The organism is Endozoicomonas sp. ALE010 (assembly GCF_049310165.1).
GTDB lineage: Bacteria > Pseudomonadota > Gammaproteobacteria > Pseudomonadales > Endozoicomonadaceae > Endozoicomonas.
Genome location: NZ_JBLYNV010000080.1, coordinates 1 through 19304, shown reverse-complemented (window position 1 = coordinate 19304; position 19304 = coordinate 1). Strand labels below are relative to the sequence as shown.

21 protein-coding genes are annotated in these 19304 nt (G+C 49.3%); 14 read left to right on the top strand and 7 right to left on the bottom strand.

What is annotated here, in order from left to right; all coding sequences use genetic code 11:
* Nucleotides 1-295, top strand: a 295-nt coding sequence (locus tag ACO6UY_RS21985; RefSeq protein WP_422491240.1) for a group II intron maturase-specific domain-containing protein, incomplete at its 5' end; no start/stop codon positions are given.
* Nucleotides 296-407: 112 nt separating this feature from the next.
* Here ACO6UY_RS21985 and ACO6UY_RS21980 read toward each other — a convergent pair.
* Complete coding sequence (locus ACO6UY_RS21980; RefSeq protein ID WP_422491239.1) at nucleotides 408-2090, bottom strand: phosphatidylinositol-specific phospholipase C domain-containing protein; 1683 nt, start codon at nucleotides 2088-2090, stop codon at nucleotides 408-410.
* Between the two features lie 215 nt (nucleotides 2091-2305).
* Between ACO6UY_RS21980 and ACO6UY_RS21975 the strand changes: the two genes are divergently transcribed.
* Genes ACO6UY_RS21975 through ACO6UY_RS21965 form a run of 3 tightly spaced genes read left to right on the top strand, consistent with a single transcriptional unit; the run spans nucleotide 2306 to nucleotide 4081 of the window.
* A complete protein-coding gene (locus ACO6UY_RS21975) occupies nucleotides 2306-2821 on the top strand; it encodes a tyrosine-type recombinase/integrase (RefSeq protein WP_422491238.1) in 516 nt (171 codons plus the stop codon).
* A 46-nt stretch (nucleotides 2822-2867) separates the two neighbouring features.
* Nucleotides 2868-3032 carry a hypothetical protein gene (locus ACO6UY_RS21970; RefSeq protein WP_422491236.1) on the top strand — a complete coding sequence of 55 codons (165 nt, stop codon included), beginning with the start codon at nucleotides 2868-2870 and terminating at the stop codon, nucleotides 3030-3032.
* Nucleotides 3029-4081 carry an IS91 family transposase gene (locus ACO6UY_RS21965; protein ID WP_422491234.1) on the top strand — a complete coding sequence of 351 codons (1053 nt, stop codon included), beginning with the start codon at nucleotides 3029-3031 and terminating at the stop codon, nucleotides 4079-4081. Before ACO6UY_RS21970 ends, ACO6UY_RS21965 begins: the two co-directional genes overlap by 4 nt.
* Nucleotides 4082-4360: 279 nt before the next feature.
* On the opposite strand, the gene ACO6UY_RS21960 is transcribed toward ACO6UY_RS21965, so the two are convergent.
* A complete protein-coding gene (locus ACO6UY_RS21960; RefSeq protein ID WP_422491233.1) occupies nucleotides 4361-5884 on the bottom strand; it encodes an ATP-binding protein in 1524 nt (507 codons plus the stop codon).
* Nucleotides 5885-6220: 336 nt separating this feature from the next.
* Here ACO6UY_RS21960 and ACO6UY_RS21955 point away from each other — a divergent pair, with 336 nt between their 5' ends.
* Nucleotides 6221-6472 (top strand): site-specific integrase, encoded by a 252-nt coding sequence (locus ACO6UY_RS21955; protein WP_422450633.1) that lies wholly within the window; start codon nucleotides 6221-6223, stop codon nucleotides 6470-6472.
* A 55-nt stretch (nucleotides 6473-6527) separates the two neighbouring features.
* A complete protein-coding gene (locus tag ACO6UY_RS21950; RefSeq protein ID WP_422491231.1) occupies nucleotides 6528-6791 on the top strand; it encodes a tyrosine-type recombinase/integrase in 264 nt (87 codons plus the stop codon).
* 782 nt (nucleotides 6792-7573) lie between these two features.
* Here ACO6UY_RS21950 and urtE read toward each other — a convergent pair.
* From urtE to urtA, 5 genes are all read right to left on the bottom strand, one after another.
* Nucleotides 7574-8269 (bottom strand): urea ABC transporter ATP-binding subunit UrtE, encoded by a 696-nt coding sequence (urtE, locus tag ACO6UY_RS21945; protein WP_422450631.1) that lies wholly within the window; start codon nucleotides 8267-8269, stop codon nucleotides 7574-7576.
* A 13-nt stretch (nucleotides 8270-8282) separates the two neighbouring features.
* A complete protein-coding gene (gene urtD, locus ACO6UY_RS21940) occupies nucleotides 8283-9041 on the bottom strand; it encodes an urea ABC transporter ATP-binding protein UrtD (protein ID WP_422463556.1) in 759 nt (252 codons plus the stop codon).
* Nucleotides 9034-10200 (bottom strand): urea ABC transporter permease subunit UrtC, encoded by a 1167-nt coding sequence (gene urtC, locus ACO6UY_RS21935; RefSeq protein ID WP_422450629.1) that lies wholly within the window; start codon nucleotides 10198-10200, stop codon nucleotides 9034-9036. Before urtC ends, urtD begins: the two co-directional genes overlap by 8 nt.
* Before the next feature lie 3 nt (nucleotides 10201-10203).
* Nucleotides 10204-11850 (bottom strand): urea ABC transporter permease subunit UrtB, encoded by a 1647-nt coding sequence (gene urtB / locus ACO6UY_RS21930; RefSeq protein WP_422491229.1) that lies wholly within the window; start codon nucleotides 11848-11850, stop codon nucleotides 10204-10206.
* Between the two features lie 68 nt (nucleotides 11851-11918).
* Nucleotides 11919-13148, bottom strand: a complete 1230-nt coding sequence (gene urtA, locus ACO6UY_RS21925) for an urea ABC transporter substrate-binding protein (RefSeq protein WP_422463573.1) — start codon at nucleotides 13146-13148, stop codon at nucleotides 11919-11921.
* Nucleotides 13149-13596: 448 nt separating this feature from the next.
* Here urtA and ACO6UY_RS21920 point away from each other — a divergent pair, with 448 nt between their 5' ends.
* Genes ACO6UY_RS21920 through ACO6UY_RS21885 form a run of 8 tightly spaced genes read left to right on the top strand, consistent with a single transcriptional unit; the run spans nucleotide 13597 to nucleotide 18983 of the window.
* Nucleotides 13597-14487: an urease accessory protein UreD gene (locus ACO6UY_RS21920; protein WP_422491228.1), complete on the top strand. Its 891-nt coding sequence runs from the start codon at nucleotides 13597-13599 to the stop codon at nucleotides 14485-14487.
* Between the two features lie 30 nt (nucleotides 14488-14517).
* Nucleotides 14518-14820 carry an urease subunit gamma gene (locus ACO6UY_RS21915; protein WP_209204055.1) on the top strand — a complete coding sequence of 101 codons (303 nt, stop codon included), beginning with the start codon at nucleotides 14518-14520 and terminating at the stop codon, nucleotides 14818-14820.
* A gap of 9 nt (nucleotides 14821-14829) precedes the next feature.
* Nucleotides 14830-15165, top strand: a complete 336-nt coding sequence (locus ACO6UY_RS21910) for an urease subunit beta (RefSeq protein WP_269672330.1) — start codon at nucleotides 14830-14832, stop codon at nucleotides 15163-15165.
* Nucleotides 15162-16880, top strand: coding sequence for an urease subunit alpha (gene ureC, locus ACO6UY_RS21905; protein WP_422491226.1), 1719 nt, complete (start codon nucleotides 15162-15164; stop codon nucleotides 16878-16880). Before ACO6UY_RS21910 ends, ureC begins: the two co-directional genes overlap by 4 nt.
* Nucleotides 16881-16895: 15 nt before the next feature.
* Nucleotides 16896-17387, top strand: coding sequence for an urease accessory protein UreE (gene ureE, locus ACO6UY_RS21900; RefSeq protein ID WP_422491224.1), 492 nt, complete (start codon nucleotides 16896-16898; stop codon nucleotides 17385-17387).
* Nucleotides 17371-18045, top strand: a complete 675-nt coding sequence (locus ACO6UY_RS21895) for an urease accessory protein UreF (RefSeq protein ID WP_422463567.1) — start codon at nucleotides 17371-17373, stop codon at nucleotides 18043-18045. Before ureE ends, ACO6UY_RS21895 begins: the two co-directional genes overlap by 17 nt.
* Nucleotides 18046-18082: 37 nt before the next feature.
* Complete coding sequence (gene ureG, locus ACO6UY_RS21890) at nucleotides 18083-18733, top strand: urease accessory protein UreG (RefSeq protein WP_422463569.1); 651 nt, start codon at nucleotides 18083-18085, stop codon at nucleotides 18731-18733.
* A gap of 46 nt (nucleotides 18734-18779) precedes the next feature.
* The gene (locus tag ACO6UY_RS21885; RefSeq protein ID WP_209278323.1) at nucleotides 18780-18983 is read left to right on the top strand and encodes a HupE/UreJ family protein; all 204 of its coding nucleotides are present in this window, start codon (nucleotides 18780-18782) and stop codon (nucleotides 18981-18983) included.
* The last annotated feature ends 321 nt before the right edge of the window (nucleotides 18984-19304 follow it).

Here is a 19304-nt window from a genome sequence, read left to right as displayed (position 1 = left end):
GTATTTCCGGTTATCGGAATATTACCGACCAATTCCCCTGCTGGATCAATGGATACGTCGGCGAATCCGTTGCTGCTTTCTGAAGCAATGGTGCAAGCCGAAAACCCGTTTCAAGAATCTGGTCAGGTTAGGCGTTGATAAAATTAACGCCGCCAAGATCGCAGCCAGCAGCAAAGGGTATTACCGTCTGAGTAAAACTTATGCGGTACAACAGGCACTGAATAACAGTTACCTTGCGAAAATTGGGCTTGTTTCATTGAAAGATTTATGGATCAGGTTTCACCATCATCGTTGAACCACCCGGTGCGGACCCGCATGCCGGGTGCTGTGGGGTGGGTTGGAGAAAGACCAGCCCTTACCCGATTTATGTTGTGAACTGATAGTAGACATTTAGATCATCAGCAAATTTACTTTACATTCATTTGAATAGACATATCTATCAGTTTTGTTGTTATTCCTGGTCCCGGAAAGTCCATCGGAACAATGCCTGCGTAATCAATTGTTTCCAGTTTTGCCTGAGTCAGTGCGTTCATTCCATAGTATAAAGTGGAAGAGGATAACTGATCCGGAGCTGTTTTAAACGCAGCGCCATAGGCAATAGTTGCGATCCTTCGTGGACTCAGGTTGACATCGTAGCCATTAGCACTTAAAAAATTAATGGCAGTTTTAGTCCCTTTTTCCTGATTGGTTTTTTCCATAAATTTTTTAATAGCATCGAATTTGCTGGTCATAGTAAACTTTTCGTTAACGTCAGAGCTATCCTGTTTATCGAAAGAATTCCAGAAGGGCCCGTACACAGCTTCCGCTTCATCAGCCGGTTTCTTCTGATAGCATTTGTAACTATTCCAGGGAATATCATTGCAATATACTGTAAAGTTTTGCAACACAACCAGTTTTCCTCTGGTACTTTTCAAAGTAGGATTCAAAACCTCTGAGCCTATTTCAGATGTGCTCTTGATAACTGGCTTCCAGAACATGCCTTCATAAATAGTACTGTTCCAGAGTTTATCCCAGAGCTTCCCGAATTTAACATCATCTGTCTTACCTCCTTCAGACTTTAATCTCATATAAACCGTTTCTGAAGGGTTATTTGCAAGGAATTCTTTAACTTTATTAAGTACATCTTTGACAGTAAAATTCAAATCTGCATACTCACCGTGCCAGACTTTCAAATGATCAATAGATCGGGAATGCAAATTCCTATATTCAAATGGAGTAGCTCTTATATCAATAAACCGGATACCAGTGGCAAGTTGTTGCTCCAATGTCATAACTTGGGTTCGTACGTATTCAGGTTTAATCTTTCCAGCTCCACTGATATTGGATGTATATGTCATCGTGTCGTGTGTGCCGGGAATGGAAAGCTCTGACAGAGTAGTAGAATCTTTTATATTAGCCATCCATTTTTTGTTGCTGGATGAAATCCATTTAGTTTTATCCCCACTGTTCGTTTCAATAATATTTGAAGATCCGCCGGAGATAATTCTTACTGTTTTTTGCCCTGAACTCCTACCTATCTTCTGTTTAAGAAAATCAAACCACACAGGTTTACCAGCACTGGAAATACCACGACACCGGACAAGGAACTTACTGGTATTGAAACAGTAGGTTCCGCCGAACCACCACATATTATTATTATCTTCACTCCCCTGAGCGAGAGCAATTTCTTCGAATTTATACTTCCCAGCTGGAATACCCATTACCTGATTCTCGCGTAGAGATAAATTAAGTGTACCCTCTATTACGAAATTCAGAGTAGAAGCCTTCGCTCCAAAAGTATTTTTCTTTCCTCCAAAGCGTTTGTTAAACCATCTTGCAGCATTCTCATTACTCGAGCGCTCAAGCGAAAATGTGAAATGATTACCATCAATTATTTTGAACGGTTTGTGCTTGTAATTAAGCGTCCCATGGGGATCTCTGATCGGGTTTATATAGAAGTCCGTAACAACAAAGTTGGTAGTTCCTCTGAGTAGTCCAGTTGTGTTAGGTTGCGTTTCAAAATATATATCGTTGTTGTGAGGGCCGGCAATACTATATTCAACAAATGACGAGATTGAAAGCAATGCTATAATCAGGATCTTTTTAATCATTTTTATCAGGTTCCTTTTGTGAGTTACTTCTTATTGAGAAATTCCGTAACATAGCGCCTGCATAAGCGGCGGCGCGACTAGCGCCGTCCGCTGAATGCTCTTGTTGAACCAAGCCGCTAACGCGGCAAAAAATACCGTTCATCCCAGCCACTCCACCATTGCCAATACTTCCTGATATCCGTACCACTCCGGTGCGGCATATATAAGGAAGCAACATGGAACGTTCTGAACAAAAACGGTTTGACAAACTGTATCAAAAACAACTCACCACCCTGAAACTCCAGGGCAAAAGCCCATCCACCATTGATCTCTACAGCAGGCCACTACGACGGGTGGCAGCCTTCTTTGATCGTTGCCCTGACACACTCAAACCCGATGACCTGAAAACCTACTTTGCGGCACTGGTGGAATCCCACTCATGGAGCACGGTCAAAACTGACCGCAATGGGCTGCAGTTTTTCTGGAAACACGTACTGGGAAAACCCTGGCAGTTTGTGGACATCATTAAACCACCCACCGTTAAAAGCCTTCCGGTCATCTTGACCACCACTGAAATTGAGTTACTGCTCAATAAGGCGCGGAAGCTGCGCTATTACACCATTCTTCTGACCCTTTACAGTATGGGTTTAAGGCTGGCTGAAGGTCTGAACCTGACCATTTCCGACATTGATGCACGGCGAATGAAAGTTCATTTACGCAACTGCAAAGGGGGGAAGGATCGCTATTCATAAAAAAGTCAGCCCCCACAGTTTACGACACAGCTTTGCTACTCATCTTATGGAGCAGGGAGTGAGCCTCAGGGCCATTCAGGAACTGCTCGGGCACATGTGCCCAAAAACCACAGCCATCTACACCCGGTTAACCGAAACCACCCAACTGAATACCCGCAGGATTATTAATCATCTGATTGATGAGCTGGGTTTGAAAGGAGGCGACCAATGAACCTCTCCGATATAGCCGATCAATATGCCGCCCGTTTCCTGGAAAAATACAGTCAACGTCTTCTACCCAGCCAACTCAAGGCACTCAACGCCATACGGGGTTGTCGAACCCCGGCTTCCGGCATGACGCTGCTGGAATGCAACGGCTGCCAATTCCGGGAACAAAAACCATTGTCCTGTGGACATCGTCACTGCAATCGCTGTCAGAACACCGATACCAGCGAATGGTTGCAACGGCAAAGACAGAAACTGTTGCCCGTTGAATACTTTATGGTGACCTTCACCTTACCAGCGCAACTGCGGGCTCTGGCTTGGCAACATCAACGACAGGTGTACGATTTACTGTTCAGAACAGCGGCTGATACCCTGAAACAGTTTGGAGCCAATGACAAAAAACTGGATGCTGACCTGGGAATGACCGGCGTCCTGCACACCCACAGCCGACGGCTGGATTACCATCCCCATATACACTTTGTCGTGCCCGGTGGTGGCATCAATACCCGACGAAAAGAGTGGCGCAAACTCACAGGTCACTATCTTTTCAATGGCAAGAACCTGGCCATGGTCTTTCGAGCCAGACTCCTTCGCGCCCTGGATGAACAGGGACTACTATCATTGAGCCTGAAAACAAGGCTGCCCAAAGAGTGGGTCGTCAATTGCAAACGGGTGGGCAAAGGATTACCGGCACTTGAATATCTATCCCGGTATCTGTACCGGGGCGTGATCAGCGACAACAATATCCTAGCCAGCAAACGGGGAAAGGTGACCTTTTCTTACCTCAACAGTGAAACCGGCAAAAAAGAGACGCGAACCCTGCCAGGAGAAGACTTCCTGTGGCTGGTACTGAAACATGTATTACCCAGGCGATTTCGACGATTGCGGGATTATGGATTTTTACACAGTAACGCCAAAAAACAATTATTACTGGTGCAGCTGGTTTTAAATGTGATGGTCAACGCAGTGGAACACATCATTCGCCCAAAGTTTACATGCAGGCGTTGCGGTGAGTCTATGAAACACATTGCGTTCAGTTTTCTGAAACCGACCTGAGTTATTGCCACAGCAACAAGCACCGCCATTCACAAACAGGGAGAAAAAGTAAGCTCATCCAGATAGATACGACATACCCCGGACTACCGTAGTGCGTTGGTCGGGAGACACTCATCCTGAATAAATAGCGTTAAGCAAAAACGCTCTGTTTCAAGATCCGCCAGAAAAGTAAACTTCAATAGACCTTCCTCGCCAGAAATCAACCCGGGCTTGTGCAACAACAGGATTAGATTGCGGCTGGGCGCAATCTATCCTTATTCGTTAGGTGCGCTTTACAGTTTAAGTCTGATCAACAATAAACTCTCTCATTTGTTGAATTGATCCTTGTAACTGCTCGTTGGTATATCTTGTATTTAATGTGTTTTCTGGATGGTGAATTTGATGCCTTATATATTCGCTGACAATCTTTTGTTCTTCTAAGGTACCACCATTCCGCTTAAGCCTGACATACCTAACAGTACCTTTACCGTTTTTGTATTCGTTGAGAAGCCCCTCACTTTCAATAAATGCGTAAAGCTCATTGTGATATTCATCATTAGACTCACCGAAAGCAAGAAAATTGACTTCATTCAATGAAGGGTATGGTAAATCACCGCTTTCTATAGTAATAACTTCTTTTACTGGATCATTTTTAATCAACTTTAAGTGATCAAAATCTAAGAGTTTGACTATGGCAGGGCTATGAGTAGTGAGTAATATTTGTGTATTCTCTGCTGCTGCCAACTCAATGAATGCTTCAATCAACTTGCGTTGGTGGCTTGGATGTTGTGATGTTTCAGGTTCTTCAATGGCATAGATTATGTCGGGAACATTTGTTTCACAGCGTCGTCTCTCTGCTTCTGCTCTAAAGAAATTAAGCAATATTAGGCGCTTAACACCACTACCACGCTTATTTATTGGTATATCTTCATCCCCAGTGATCGAAACACTCTTGAATACATCAGCCCACTTTAGGGATTCTGCTGTTGGGATTACTGGGTTTAAGCTATCTGCTACATCAGGATTCATTTCATTCAATTTATCGAGGGTGTTTCTAGCAACCTGATTTAGCTTATCTTCAACTTCACGCGCAACGTCGTTCAAGGTACTCAAAAGTCTTTCATCTTTTAAAATCTCTTGAACGGCGAGCTTCATGGGGTTTTGTATTTCACTATCACCATCACTATTCTTTCTGTCAGATTGGAATAAGGTATAAAGAGGAAGATAATTCTTAAGCTGTTCCCAAGTGTTTTTTGCATCTATTTTTGCGAGTTCAATTTCTACATCATCTAACTCAAGGTTAGAAGAGTAATGATTCCAGATGGCCTTTCTTACTTCTGCATTCTTTGTTTGATCTTCGCAGTGCATCTCAGTCGTTAGCAGCCTTCTCAGCTCTGCTTGCTTCTTTAGAAGTAAGTTTGCACATTCTGGATTTGTAGGATGATACGCTTTTACGAAGATTTTTTCCTTTCCTGCATTAGGGTAAATTTTTAGTAATTCGAGTTTTTCATCACGGTTTAATAAATATTCATCAGATAATCTTGTCGGGTTTGTGGAGTCGATTGTTAATTCTTCTGGCAAATTGCCAAAAATAGCACCGATCTTAATATTTGTGTTACCTTCTTCCCTTGCCTCTTTATTAACATCTTCTTTATCTAGTTTGACAATACCTTTCCCTTCATTGAAAAATATATCCAATGCTTCCAGTATTGTAGATTTTCCAATGTCATTTTTTCCCACAAATACGTTGAGGTCATTGACGTCAATCTCAATTCTATTTTTGTAAGACCTAAAGTTTTCAATTATTACTTTTTCTAGTTTCATAAATATTAAATCATTCCACGATTAATGAAGATGTTGAATGTTGAACGAAGCACCTAACAGTCGTTTACACGAATCAGTTTCGCATAACATACTGTAGATTCGCTATACGTACCAGCCGATACCCCCCATACAGCGCGACTTACATAACGTTCTGCATTCTAAAGGCTATATCTTCTGATTCGCATTTAGTAATTCGTATATTTTTCGGTCAAGCAACCCGTGTGATTAAAGATTGCTTTATTTTCATTCAAAAAAACATGTTAACCATTCAGTTGATTTTTTGCATATACGAACTAGCTTTTACTGTATAAAAACACAGTATCAAGTAGGACTTATATGAGATTACAAGAACGCTTTCAAATTGCCATTCGCTCTGACGGTTACTCTCTGTCTACCGAGCGCAGCTACTGGGACTGGATTAAACGCTTTATAAAATTTCATAAAATGCGTCATCCCGATTTACTGACTGGCGATAATGTCCGTGATTTTCTTACCCATCTGGTGATGAAAAAGCACGTTGCTATCAGCACTCAGCAGCAGGCATTGAGTGCCCTGGTCTTTTTGTACAAACAAGTGCTGGGGGCGTGACAGCTTTACGATCAATGACTGGCTAAAAGCAAAACGGCCAAAAAAACTCCCTGTTGTGTTTTCGGTGACTGAAGCCAACTCTGTCTTGTCCTATCTCAAAGGCACACCATTATTAGTCGCCCAATTAATGTATGGTGCCGGTCTTCGACTGAAGGAAACACTCCGTCTCAGGGTTCAGGATGTTGATTTTGGGCGTATGGAAATTACCGTTCGCCATGGCAAGGGTGGCAAAGACAGAATGACGTTGTTGCCCAAAGCGTCTGTTGAAGCATTACCGTTCAAGAGTTGTTGGGTCATGCCAATGTCAATACAACAATGATATATCCATGTACTCAATCGCGGTGGTAAAGCGGTTTTAAGGAATTGTCACGAAATAATTTCGATATTTTGAACTCGATCTCCGTTCATCCTGAGCTTGTCGAAGGGTGATAGGCACAATACATGAGGCCGGAGTTCACGCCCTTCGACAGGCTCAGGACGAACGTGGTTTTGAAACTCAGAAATGTACAAATTATTCCGGGGCAATTCCTAAGCCCTGTTGATCGCTGATAAAAAATGAGGGCCAGATCAACACCCGGAAGCTTAAATCAAAAAATGATAAAACAACTTTCGAACCGCACTCACGCTACCGCCCCTCTATTCCATTTACTTGAGTATTAAGGCAGTTTTGCATTACACGACAATTTATTTATAGTTGTATAGGGGTGAAATAGTACCATCGAACTGGTACCTGAGGTATTCTTTTTAATGCTCCCAACAAGGAATTGTCTCGGAATAAGTTCCGGATTTGACTGAGACTTGTTAAGGAACTGTCATGAAATAACTTCCACATTCCCGGTGCTAACCCAGTCAAGAAAAAATTTTGCCACGGAGTCACGGAGGAAAAGATTTTTTTCTATTCTCCGTGTCTCCGTGGCAAAAATAGGAAGTTTCAGGGACAATTCCCAAGCTCACCCCCTGCTGGCCGCAAAATCACAAGCGGCCTGCCTTTTTCCGGTGGTAGGAAGCGCTTACTGAAACGTCAAAGTTATTAAATGACAGTGCCTAAACGGGGTTGAAAATCAGGGTACCAGCGGTGACACTGAATACAATGACCAGCTATCAAACAGTCATTAAACGACGAACGGCAACTTCATCCATGTCGTTGCCGGCTCCTGCCAAAGCAACCTCGCCTCGATCCAGCACCGCAAAGGTATCCGCCAGGTCACGGGCAAACTCAAAGAACTGCTCAACCAGCAGAATGGCCATCTCACCCCGGTCCCGGAGCAGACCAATAACCGACTGAATATCCTTGATAATGGACGGTTGAATGCCCTCCGTTGGCTCATCCAGAATCAACAGCTCTGGCCGGGTTACCAGTGCCCGGGCAATGGCCAGCTGCTGTTGCTGACCACCGGACAAATCGCCACCCCGACGATGGCGCATCTGTTGTAACACGGGAAAGAGATCAAAGATTTCCGGATCAATCCGCCGCTTTGCCCGGGGCAGACAGGCAAAACCGGTTTCCAGGTTTTCCTGCACCGTCAGTAAAGGAAAAATCTGCCGCCCCTGGGGAACATAGGCGATACCGTTCCGTGCCCTTGAGTGAGCGGGGTTGCTGGCAATATCCCTGCCCTGCCACAGGATCTTGCCAGAGGCGGGCGTTACCCGACCAGCAACAGCGTTCATCAGGGTGGTTTTGCCAACACCATTGCGCCCCATAACGCTGGTCACCTGTCCCTTATGCGCGGCAATGGTTACCGACTTCAGGGCCTGGCTGGCACCGTAAAACACATCAATGCCCTGTACTTCCAGCATCACATTGTTCCTCCTATCTACCCAGGTAAACGTCGATGACTTTTTTATTCTGCTGAACATGGTCCAATGAACCAGACGCCAGCACACTGCCTTCATGCAGCACCATCACCGGGCACTCCAGCGCCCGGATAAACGCCATATCATGTTCAACCACTACTACACTGCGCTCTCTGGCCAGATCTTTTAACAGATCCGCCGTTCTGAAGGTCTCTTCATCGGTCATACCCGCCGCCGGTTCATCCACCAGCAATAGCTCCGGTTCCTGTAACAGCAGCATGCCAATCTCCAGCCACTGTTTCTGTCCGTGGGATAATGAGGCCCCTAACCACCCTTTTCGGTCTGACAATCGGATCAGAGCCATCACTTCATCGATTCTTCTGGCACCTTTTGCGCTGAGTGCACCAAACATGGCAGCAAAAGGCGTTCGTCGTCCAGTCATGGCCAGCTCCAGATTTTCCCAGACCGTCAGGCTTTCAATCACGGAGGGCTTCTGAAACTTCCGGCCAATCCCCATATTGGCGACGTCGGTTTCGTCATAGCGGGTCAAATCCACGTTGCCACGAAAAAACACTTCACCGGAGTCAGGTCGGGTTTTACCGGTCACCACATCCATCATGGTGCTCTTACCCGCACCATTGGGGCCGATAATCGCACTCAGCTCTTTTTCCCGCACCATAAAGGAGAGTTCATTCAATGCCCGGAAGCCATCGAAACTGACCGTGACATTGTTGAGATAGAGCAAGGTGTCGTTGGGTATATGTTTATCAACCATCCACTAACTCCTTTCTCTCAGCTCTGTTGCCCTGCGGATCCCGACGCTCATTGATAAAGCCCGCTATCTGTTGATAAAGACCGACCAAACCTTTAGGCAGCCATAGCGTAGTAATAACAAACAGCGCCCCCAGGGCAAACAGCCAGGCATCGGGCATAACGCCGGTAAACCAGGTTTTTGCGTAGTTAACAACGACCGCACCAATCACCGCACCATAGAGTGTTCCACGACCACCGACGGCTACCCAGACAACCAGCTCAATAGAGTTGATGGGAGAAAACTCACCCGGATTAATAATGCCAACCTGGGGAACATAGAGGGCACCGGCAATACCGGCAAGCACTGCTGACAGGGTAAACGCCACCAGCTTGTAGTGTTCAACCCGGTAGCCCATAAAGCGTACCCGGCTCTCAGCATCCCGCACTGCCACCAGCACCCGGCCATAACGGCTGCTCACCAGCCAGCGACACACCAGGTAACCCAGCACCAGTGCCAGTGCAGACGCCATAAGCAGTACCACACGGGTACGGTCACTTTGCAGGCTGAAACCCAGCAGATCCTTAAAGTCAGTCAGGCCATTATTACCACCAAAGCCAAAGTCATTCTGGAAGAACAGCAGCATCAGGGCATACGTCAGTGCCTGAGTAATGATGGAGAGATAAACACCGGTCACCCTGGACCGGAAAGCCAGCCAGCCAAAAAGGAACGCCAGCAGACCGGGCACCAGGGCGACCATTACCAGGGCAACAGCGAAAGAGTCAAACCCATACCAGTACCAGGGCAGCTCCTGCCAGTTCAGAAACACCATAAAGTCCGGCAGTTCCGGGTTGCCATAAACACCACGGTCTCCAATCTGGCGCATCAGGTACATACCCATGGCATAACCGCCCAGGGCAAAAAACGCCCCATGACCCAGGCTGAGAATCCCGCAGTATCCCCAGACCAGATCCAATGCCAGGGCCAGCAATCCATAGCAGAGATACTTACCCAGCAGAGTAACGGTATAGTTGCTGACGTGCAGGGGAGAACCTTCCGGCATCAATGTGTTGAGCAACACCACCACAATCGTGATTGCCATCACTGACGACAGAAGAAGTTTACCGGCACGATCTTCAAGTAACAGTCGGGATAAAAACCCCTGTTGGAATCCATTAGTCATGTGTCAGCCCTCAACTGCCCGCCCCTTGAGCGCAAACAGCCCCCGGGGTCGCTTCTGGATAAACAGAATGATGAAAACCAATACCAGAATCTTGGCAACCACGGCACCAGCCCAGGGCTCCAGAAACTTATTCACCACACCCAGCCCCATGGCGGCGACCAATGTGCCCCACAGGTTTCCTACGCCGCCGAACACCACCACCATAAAGGAGTCGATAATGTAATTCTGGCCAAGGTTTGGCCCAACATTGGTCAACTGCGACAGGGCGACGCCCGCCACACCGGCAATACCGGAGCCCAGGCCAAAGGTCATGGCATCCACCCGGCCGGTAGGAATACCCATGGAACTGGCCATGGCGCGGTTCTGGGTCACCGCGCGAATATTCAGCCCAAAGCGGGTGTAACGCATCACCAGCAGCAGCACCATAAACACCAGCAGACTGAAACCGACAATGTATAAACGGTTCCAGGTAAGCGACAGCGCCTCATTAATTACCCACGAGCCACTCATCCAGGCGGGGGTTGCCACTTCCTGATTCAGTGGTGAAAAGATCGTTCTTACCGCCTGCTGAAGAATCAGGCTGATACCAAAGGTCGCCAGCAGGGTTTCCAGGGGACGGCCATAGAGATGGCGGATAACCAGCCGCTCAATAAGCACCCCGGCAGCGCCGGCAACCAGAAAGGCCAGGGGTATGGCGATAAACAGGGACTGATCAATCAGTTCCGGGAATACAGACTGAATGACGAACGTCGTATAGGCACCGAGCATCATCATCTCTCCGTGGGCCATATTAATCACGCCCATCACCCCGAAAGTAATCGCCAGCCCGATAGCCGACAGCAACAGCACAGAGCCAAGACTCAAGCCAAAGAAGATATTTTCAGCCACGGTATAGTACTGCTGTCGCTGGTCAATTTCGGTCAGTGCCGTTGTGATGGTTTGTGCCAGCGCGGTATGGTCCGTAGCGGTTACTGCCTCCGCCAGTGCGGAACGAATAAAGGGGTGATCAGAACTGGTGAGCACCTCAACCGCTGCTATTTGTGCACTGATCGAACCCGTCTGCAAGCGATCCAGGGCCAGGGCCATATCCAGGGCATCGATAACTCCCTGATTCTCTTCGCTGGCCCTCATAGTTCTGAGTGTACCCAGCGTTTTGCTATCCAGCGTTTTCAGAGAGGCGTATATGGCATTTATGCGGGTTTGTGGGTCACTGGCTTTCAAGTCCCAGGATGCCAGTGCTGTTTTAATGATTGAGCGCAGTTGATTATTAATTCTTACTTTTTTCAGCGCTCTTTTCTTCACCGTCCCGAGCTCTGAAGCTGTGTCTTTTGACTCCCCTTCGGTAAAGAAAGGATCAAACATCCGATACTGTTTATCCGGTGTCTTTTCGGCGAACACCAGTCGTTTATGCTGTTTCTCAACAAACAGTTTGCCATTGAGCCAATGTTCCAGAATCTGTTGGCTGGACTCGCTGCCTTCTTCCGCCAGGGACGTGATCACAGCTTCCAGCTGTCCCCAGGAACTTTTGCTTAATAATGGTTTAAGGTCTTCGGGCGACACCGCCAACACCGGCCGCGATAAAATCAGCAGCAGGAACAGGAGAAAGCGGGCTGGCAGACTGTGAACCATCTGCCGGAGGTTCTGATTCATAATACATCCTTATACGCCCATTCCTCCCTGACGGAAGGAGGGCACTGATTGTCATATCATCTTATAAATCAGTAGTTCTGGCCGGAGCAGACGCCGGTTTCCAGGTTATAGTTGCCGCATTGAACCGGTGCCGACCAGTCAGCAACAATTTTGGAACTTTCCGGCAGAAAATCGGTCCAGGCGTCGCCAATAACGCCACCTTTGGTTTCCCAGACAATCTCAAACTGACCATCATCCTGAATCTCACCAATCAATACCGGCTTGGTCAGATGGTGGTTGGTATTCATCACCGCTGTGCCACCGGTCAGGTTAGGAACGGTAATGCCATACATCGCTGAACGCACTGAATCAACGTTGGTGGTACCGGCCTTCTCAACCGCCTCAACCCACATATTGAAGCCGATGTAAGTGGCCTCCATCGGGTCATTGGCAACACGCTCTTCATCCTTGATAAAAGACTGCCATGTTTCAATAAATTCGTCATTGGTGTCACTTTCAGCACTCATAAAATAATTCCACGCCGCCAGGTGACCTACCAGTGGCCCGGTATCAATGCCGGAAAGTTCTTCTTCACCCACCGAGAAGGCAATCACCGGAATCTCTTCAGCCGAAACCCCCTGGTTTCCCAGTTCCTTGTAGAATGGAACATTGGCATCGCCATTGATGGTGGAAATCACCGCGGTCTTTTTACCGGTATTACCAAACTTCTTGATATCAGAAACAATGGTCTGCCAGTCTGAGTGACCGAACGGCGTATAATTGATCATGATGTCAGCATCTTTGATACCTTTGCTTTTCAGGTAGGATTCCAGAATTTTGTTGGTGGTTCTTGGATAAACATAGTCGGTACCGGCCAGAACAAAACGGGTGACCGCGCCACCCTCTTCGCTCATCAGGTAATCCACCGCCGGAATGGCCTGCTGGTTGGGTGCCGCGCCGGTATAAAACACATTTTTCGAGGACTCTTCCCCTTCATACTGAACCGGGTAGAACATCAGACCATTCAGTTCTTCCACCACCGGCAGTACCGATTTGCGGGACACGGAAGTCCAGCCGCCAAAAATAACATCGACGTCTTCCTTAACCAGTAGCTCCCTGGCTTTCTCGGCAAACAGTGGCCAGTCCGAGGCCGGGTCAACGACCACTGCCTCCAGCTTCTTGCCAAGCACCCCACCATTTTTATTCTGCTCTTCCACCATCATCAACACGGTATCTTTCAGCGTGGTTTCACTGATGGCCATAGTGCCGGAAAGGGAGTGAAGCACCCCAACCTTAATGGTGTCTGCAGCCTGTGCCATCACTGACCATGACAGTGCGGCAGTAGCCACCGATGCCGTTAAAAAGTTTCTGGATAGTTTGTTTAACCGGTTGTTCATAGCTTCCCCGCTATCTATTGTTCGCTGTTCGTTTCCTGAACAGGGGAGAGCAAAAGGTGTGCCATGGTCAGTTTCGGTGCTTGCACCATGGGAAAGCGGGCTGGGAAAGAGAGCCTCCGCCCTGAATTTTCCAGACCGGCAGGCATTTGCCGGAAACAACAGGGGCCACGCTATATTTTGGCGCGCCTCGCAGGCACATTAACTGATGCTGCACCAAATCAAGGCATTCATAATGACCATTTGGTCAGGTATTATGTCGGCGACAAATGACGTATTCAGTGAAATACTGTGTCTGGCACAGGTTTTGCCATTGATTACAAAAAGATCACCAATAACTGATCCCGGATAAGAACAAGCACAAGGCTGTAATATGCAAGCATCATCGGGTGAGACAGAGAGCAACCAGAGCAGCAGGCCTGATAGTGCCGTGGCATCGTCGTCGGGTTGGCGTGCCGGGATAGACGTAGAACTTAAACACCTGAATGGCCGTACCCTGATGGGGAGAACCCGCCATTATGGGCCGCTGCGCATTCAACGCCCTTTCTGGCCGGAAGGCAAAGACCTGACCCATCTTTATATTCTGCATCCTCCCGGTGGTCTGGTGGCCGGAGATGAACTGGTACAGCGCTTTGCCATCAGAAATGGTGCCCATGGGCTGGTCACAACCCCGGCTGCCGGTAAAGTCTATTTCAACGGCAATGGTCAACTACAAAAACAGACAACGCATATCACGGTCAGCGACTCAGCCTCCATGGAGTGGCTGCCTCAGGAAACCATCCTGTTTAATGGTGCCATTACCGAGCTTGATACCCGCATTGAACTGAGCGGCGATGCGCTCTTTGCAGGCTGGGATATTATCTGCCTGGGTCGAACCGCCAGCGGCGAGCAGTTTACCCGTGGGCAACTCACCCAGCATCTCACCCTGACCCGGGACAGCACACCGCTCTACCTTGACAGGCTCGATTTTGCTGCCGGGTCAGCACTGCCCACGTCCCTTCTGGGGCTCAATAATCAGACGGTTTTTGGCACCTTTCTGATCACCCTGGAAAGCCCGCCAGACTTACCCTGCCTGCACAGCCAGCTGGTCGATAAAGGCTGGCACCGGGTAACCGCCATCACCTGGCGGGCCGGTGTGTTTATTGTGCGTTACCTGGGCGATTCATCAGAGCAGGCCAGAACCATTTTCACCTGGATTTGGGAAGCCGAGAGAGAACGATTCAATGGCCGCAAAGGGTGTCGGCCACGCATCTGGAATACCTAAATTAACGAATAATTAAAGCAGGATCTCACTATGGAACTTACCCCCCGGGAAAAAGACAAGCTGCTTCTCTATACCGCAGCACTGGTTGCCGAGCGTCGTTTAGGGCGCGGGGTCAAACTGAACTACCCGGAAGCCATCGCGCTGATCTCCATGCATATCATGGAAGGTGCCCGTGACGGTAAAACAGTGGCCCAGTTGATGAATGAAGGCCGTGAAGTGATCACCCGTGAGCAGGTGATGGACGGTATTCCGGAAATGATCCACGAGGTTCAGGTGGAAGCCACCTTCCCCGATGGTACCAAGCTGGTCACCGTCCATAACCCCATAGCCTGAGGATTGATCATGATACCAGGAGAAGTGATTGCCTCTGCCGACCCCATTGAGATTAACGTCGGCAGGGAGACCCTGACCCTCTCGGTGGCCAATACCGGTGACCGTCCTATCCAGGTGGGTTCCCACTACCACTTTTATGAAACCAATCCCGCCCTTGCTTTTGACCGTGAGCAGACCCTCGGGTTTCGCCTGAATATCCCGGCAGGGACGGCTGTCCGTTTTGAACCCGGCCAGGACCGACAGGTCGAACTGGTTCGCTATGCTGGCAAACAGACCATTTACGGATTCCGTGGCGAGGTGATGGGCACACTGCCAGAACCAAAACAGCCGGGAGAAGCACAATGACCATCAAACGTACGCAGATGGACCGGCAAACCTATGTGGATATGTTTGGCCCCACCGTAGGCGACAAAGTTCGTCTTGGGGATACCGAACTGTTTATCAGCCCCGAAAAGGATTACACGGTCTACGGGGATGAAGTGAAATTTGGCGGTGGCAAGGTAATCCGGGACGGTATGGGACAAAGCCAGCGGCCCGGTGCTGAGGTTGTGGATACCGTTATCACCAACGCCCTGATTCTCGACCACTGGGGTATCGTCAAGGCTGATATCGGTATCAAACAGGGTCGTATTGAAAAAATTGGCAAGGCGGGTAACCCGGATGTTCAGGAAGGTGTGGATATTATTATCGGTCCGGGCACCGAGGTGATTGCCGGAGAAGGGCAGATCATTACCGCCGGCGGTGTCGATGCCCATATTCACTTTATCTGCCCCCAGCAGATTGAAGAAGCCCTGACCTCCGGTATCACCACCATGCTCGGTGGCGGCACGGGGCCTGCCACCGGCACCAATGCCACCACCTGTACGCCCGGCACCTGGCATATCAGCACCATGCTCAAGGCCGTGGACAGCCTGCCCATGAACATTGGCTTTCTGGGCAAAGGCAATGGCAGCCTGCCCGAAGCCCTGGAAGAACAGGTGCTGGCCGGTGCCATGGGCATGAAACTCCATGAGGACTGGGGAACCACACCGGCTTCTATTGACTGCTGTCTGACAGTGGCTGAGAAATACGACATTCAGGTGGCAATCCATACCGACACCCTGAACGAATCCGGTTTTGTGGAAGACACACTGGCCGCCTTTAAAGGTCGGGTGATCCATACCTACCATACGGAAGGGGCCGGTGGTGGCCATGCACCGGATATTATTAAAGCCTGTGGCGAAAGCTATGTACTACCATCATCGACTAATCCGACACGCCCCTACACCGTCAATACGGTGGATGAGCATTTGGACATGCTGATGGTCTGCCATCATCTGGACCCCAATATTCCTGAAGATGTGGCCTTTGCCGACTCCCGTATCCGCCGGGAAACCATTGCTGCGGAAGATATTCTCCATGACCTGGGCGCTTTCAGTATGATCGCCTCAGACTCTCAGGCCATGGGACGGGTCGGCGAAGTGGTCAGCAGAACCTGGCAGACCGCCCATAAAATGAAAGTACAGCGGGGACTGTTGCCAGAAGATAGCGATGCCGGTGTGGATAACTTCCGGGCTCGCCGCTATATCGCCAAATATACCATCAACCCCGCCATTACCCACGGTATTGCCCACGAGGTTGGTTCCATTGAGCTAGGTAAACTGGCCGACCTGGTGCTGTGGAAACCGTCGTTTTTCGGCGTTAAACCGTCACTGGTGATTAAGGGAGGTGCTATTGCAACAGCACCGATGGGTGACCCGAATGCCTCCATCCCGACACCCCAGCCGGTTCATTACCGCCCCATGTTTGGCTCTATGGGACAGGCCGTTGCCGACACCTCATTGTCGTTTGTTTCCCAGGCGGCACTGGACGCGGGTATTGGTGAAAAACTGGGCCTGAAGAAAACCTTGTCTGCCGTTAAAAATACCCGGACCATCCGCAAGGCGGATATGGTGCTCAATACCTGGCAGCCCCGGATGGAGGTGGACCCGGAAACCTATGAAGTCAGGGCCAATGGCGAGCTGCTGGTGTGTGAACCGGCAGACGTGGTGCCGCTGGCTCAGCGTTATTTCTTATTCTGAAACCGAGGATCGTTTATGTTGAAGTTAATCGAGCGCCTCCCGACAGCGAGCAGTGAGTTTACTGATGAACTTTTGCTCCCTTTTGATCAACGCAAACGTGGACGACTGAAAGCCGTTACGGTGAATGGCCGGGATGCCGGTATTTTTATTGACCGTGGCGACGTTATGCGTGACGGCACTCTGCTGCAAGCTGAAACCGGCGAGATCATCCGCATTACCGCCGCCAGTGAAGCCGTCACCACCGCCCGTTGCAAGGATCCCTTGACCTTTGCCAGGGCCTGTTATCATCTGGGCAACCGCCACGTTCCCTTGCAGATAGGCGACAACTGGCTACGCTACCAGGTTGACCATGTTCTGGATGATATGGTGTCCCTGCTTGGACTGGAACTGGACCATGAACAGGCTCCCTTTGAGCCTGAGAACGGTGCTTATAGCAAAGGTCATTCCCATCATCAGCACAGTCATGCTCACGAACATGGACACGCCCATCATGAGCATCACCACTGAGTCGCTGCTGGGTCTGCTGCATCTGGCCAGCCCGGCACTGCCGGTTGGTGCGTTTGCTTACTCCCAGGGGCTGGAAACCGCCATTGACCGACAGTGGTGCTATAACCGTGAGACCACCGGCAACTGGATCAGTGAACTGATGCAACAGGGCATGGCCCGTCTGGATATACCGGTGTTTTTCCGGCTATACGACGCCTTTGCAGTAGAAGACCGGCAGCAGGTTAGCCACTGGAACGAAACGCTGCTGGCTTTTCGGGAGACCAGGGAGTTATACGATGAAGACTGCCAGGTTGGCCGGGCCTTTGCTGTCTGGGTCAAGTCCATGTATCCGGACGAAGCCCGCACGGACTGGTTGCAATCGCCGACACAGGCCGCCATGTTCGCCCTGTCCTCGTTATGTCATGGCATCGATAAGAAAACCGCTGCGACAGGGTTGCTCTGGTCCTGGTGTGAGAACCAGGTAACCGCAGCCACCAAAGCCGTTCCCCTTGGCCAGACCGATGCCCAGCATATTCTGAAGCGCCTGATTCACGGGATAGAACCTGCACTCACCCAGGCCCAGTCACTGGCAGATCATGAAATTGGTAACAACCTGATGCACTTTGCCATGGCCAGTTGCTGGCATGAGCATCAGTATTCGAGGCTATTCCGCTCTTAACCTGACCATTTACCCGTTAATAACAAGGACAATCACCATGACAACATCAAGAACCCCACAAACCCTGCGTGTCGGTGTCGGTGGCCCGGTCGGTTCCGGTAAGACCGCACTGTTGACCAAACTCTGTGCAGCCATGCGCGACCATTACAATCTGGCCGTGGTCACCAACGATATTTATACGAAAGAAGACGCCCAATTTCTGATGCGCAATGAAGCGCTGGACGAAGACCGGATCATCGGGGTAGAAACCGGTGGCTGCCCACACACCGCCATTCGTGAAGACGCCTCCATGAATCTGGCGGCAGTTGATGAGCTGTACCAGCGCCACCCCGGTCTTGAGCTGGTTCTGGTAGAGTCTGGTGGCGATAACCTGAGTGCCACTTTCAGCCCGGAACTGTCTGATCTGACCCTCTATGTCATCGACGTTTCTGCCGGTGACAAAATCCCACGCAAAGGTGGCCCGGGCATTACCCGCTCCGACCTGCTGATCATCAATAAAACAGACCTGGCACCTTATGTTGGAGCCTCTCTGGAAGTGATGGATCGGGATGCCAGAAAAATGCGGGGAGACCGCCCGTTTTTCTTCACCAACCTGAAGGCCAACGAAGGCGTGCGGGAGATCATCGATTTCATTATCGATAAAGGCATGCTGGACGCCAAAATGCCGGAAGCAGCAGCAACCACGTAGAATATCCGACGGTTCAACTTATAAAATCCAAACAAGGAAAACAGGCATGAACATCAAATTACTGTCACTGGCCAGCGTGAGTACCCTGATCGCCAGTCAGGCTATGGCCCACCCGGGAGATCACTCTACCGGTGGCGTGATGGCGGCTATCTGGCATCAGCTGACGGAACCGGATCATCTGTTGTTTGCCGGTTTAGTGGCTGCTGCTGTTATTGTTGGCGTGAAGGTTTATCAGAAGAAGAAAGCATAGGGCCTGTTGAGCAGAAGAGCATCAGAACGTGATTTCTCTGATGCTCTCAAATACGGTCTTACTCAGCTATCTCAATAATTCAAGGGAAAAGTGATACAAAATACGTTTTTGGGAATTTATTCTTTTCCCATATCAAAAACAAGATCTGCAAATTATAAAAAACTTCCAGGTTTGCACAAAGCATATAACGCCAAATTTAGCGGCACGAGCGGAGTGAGTGACCGCTGGAATTTTTTGGTACGCCCGGCATGGGCATGAACTGATGGGGTGAAAGTCCCCTGTGGGAGAACCTACATCTGACTGGCGGTAAAGACGCCTGCT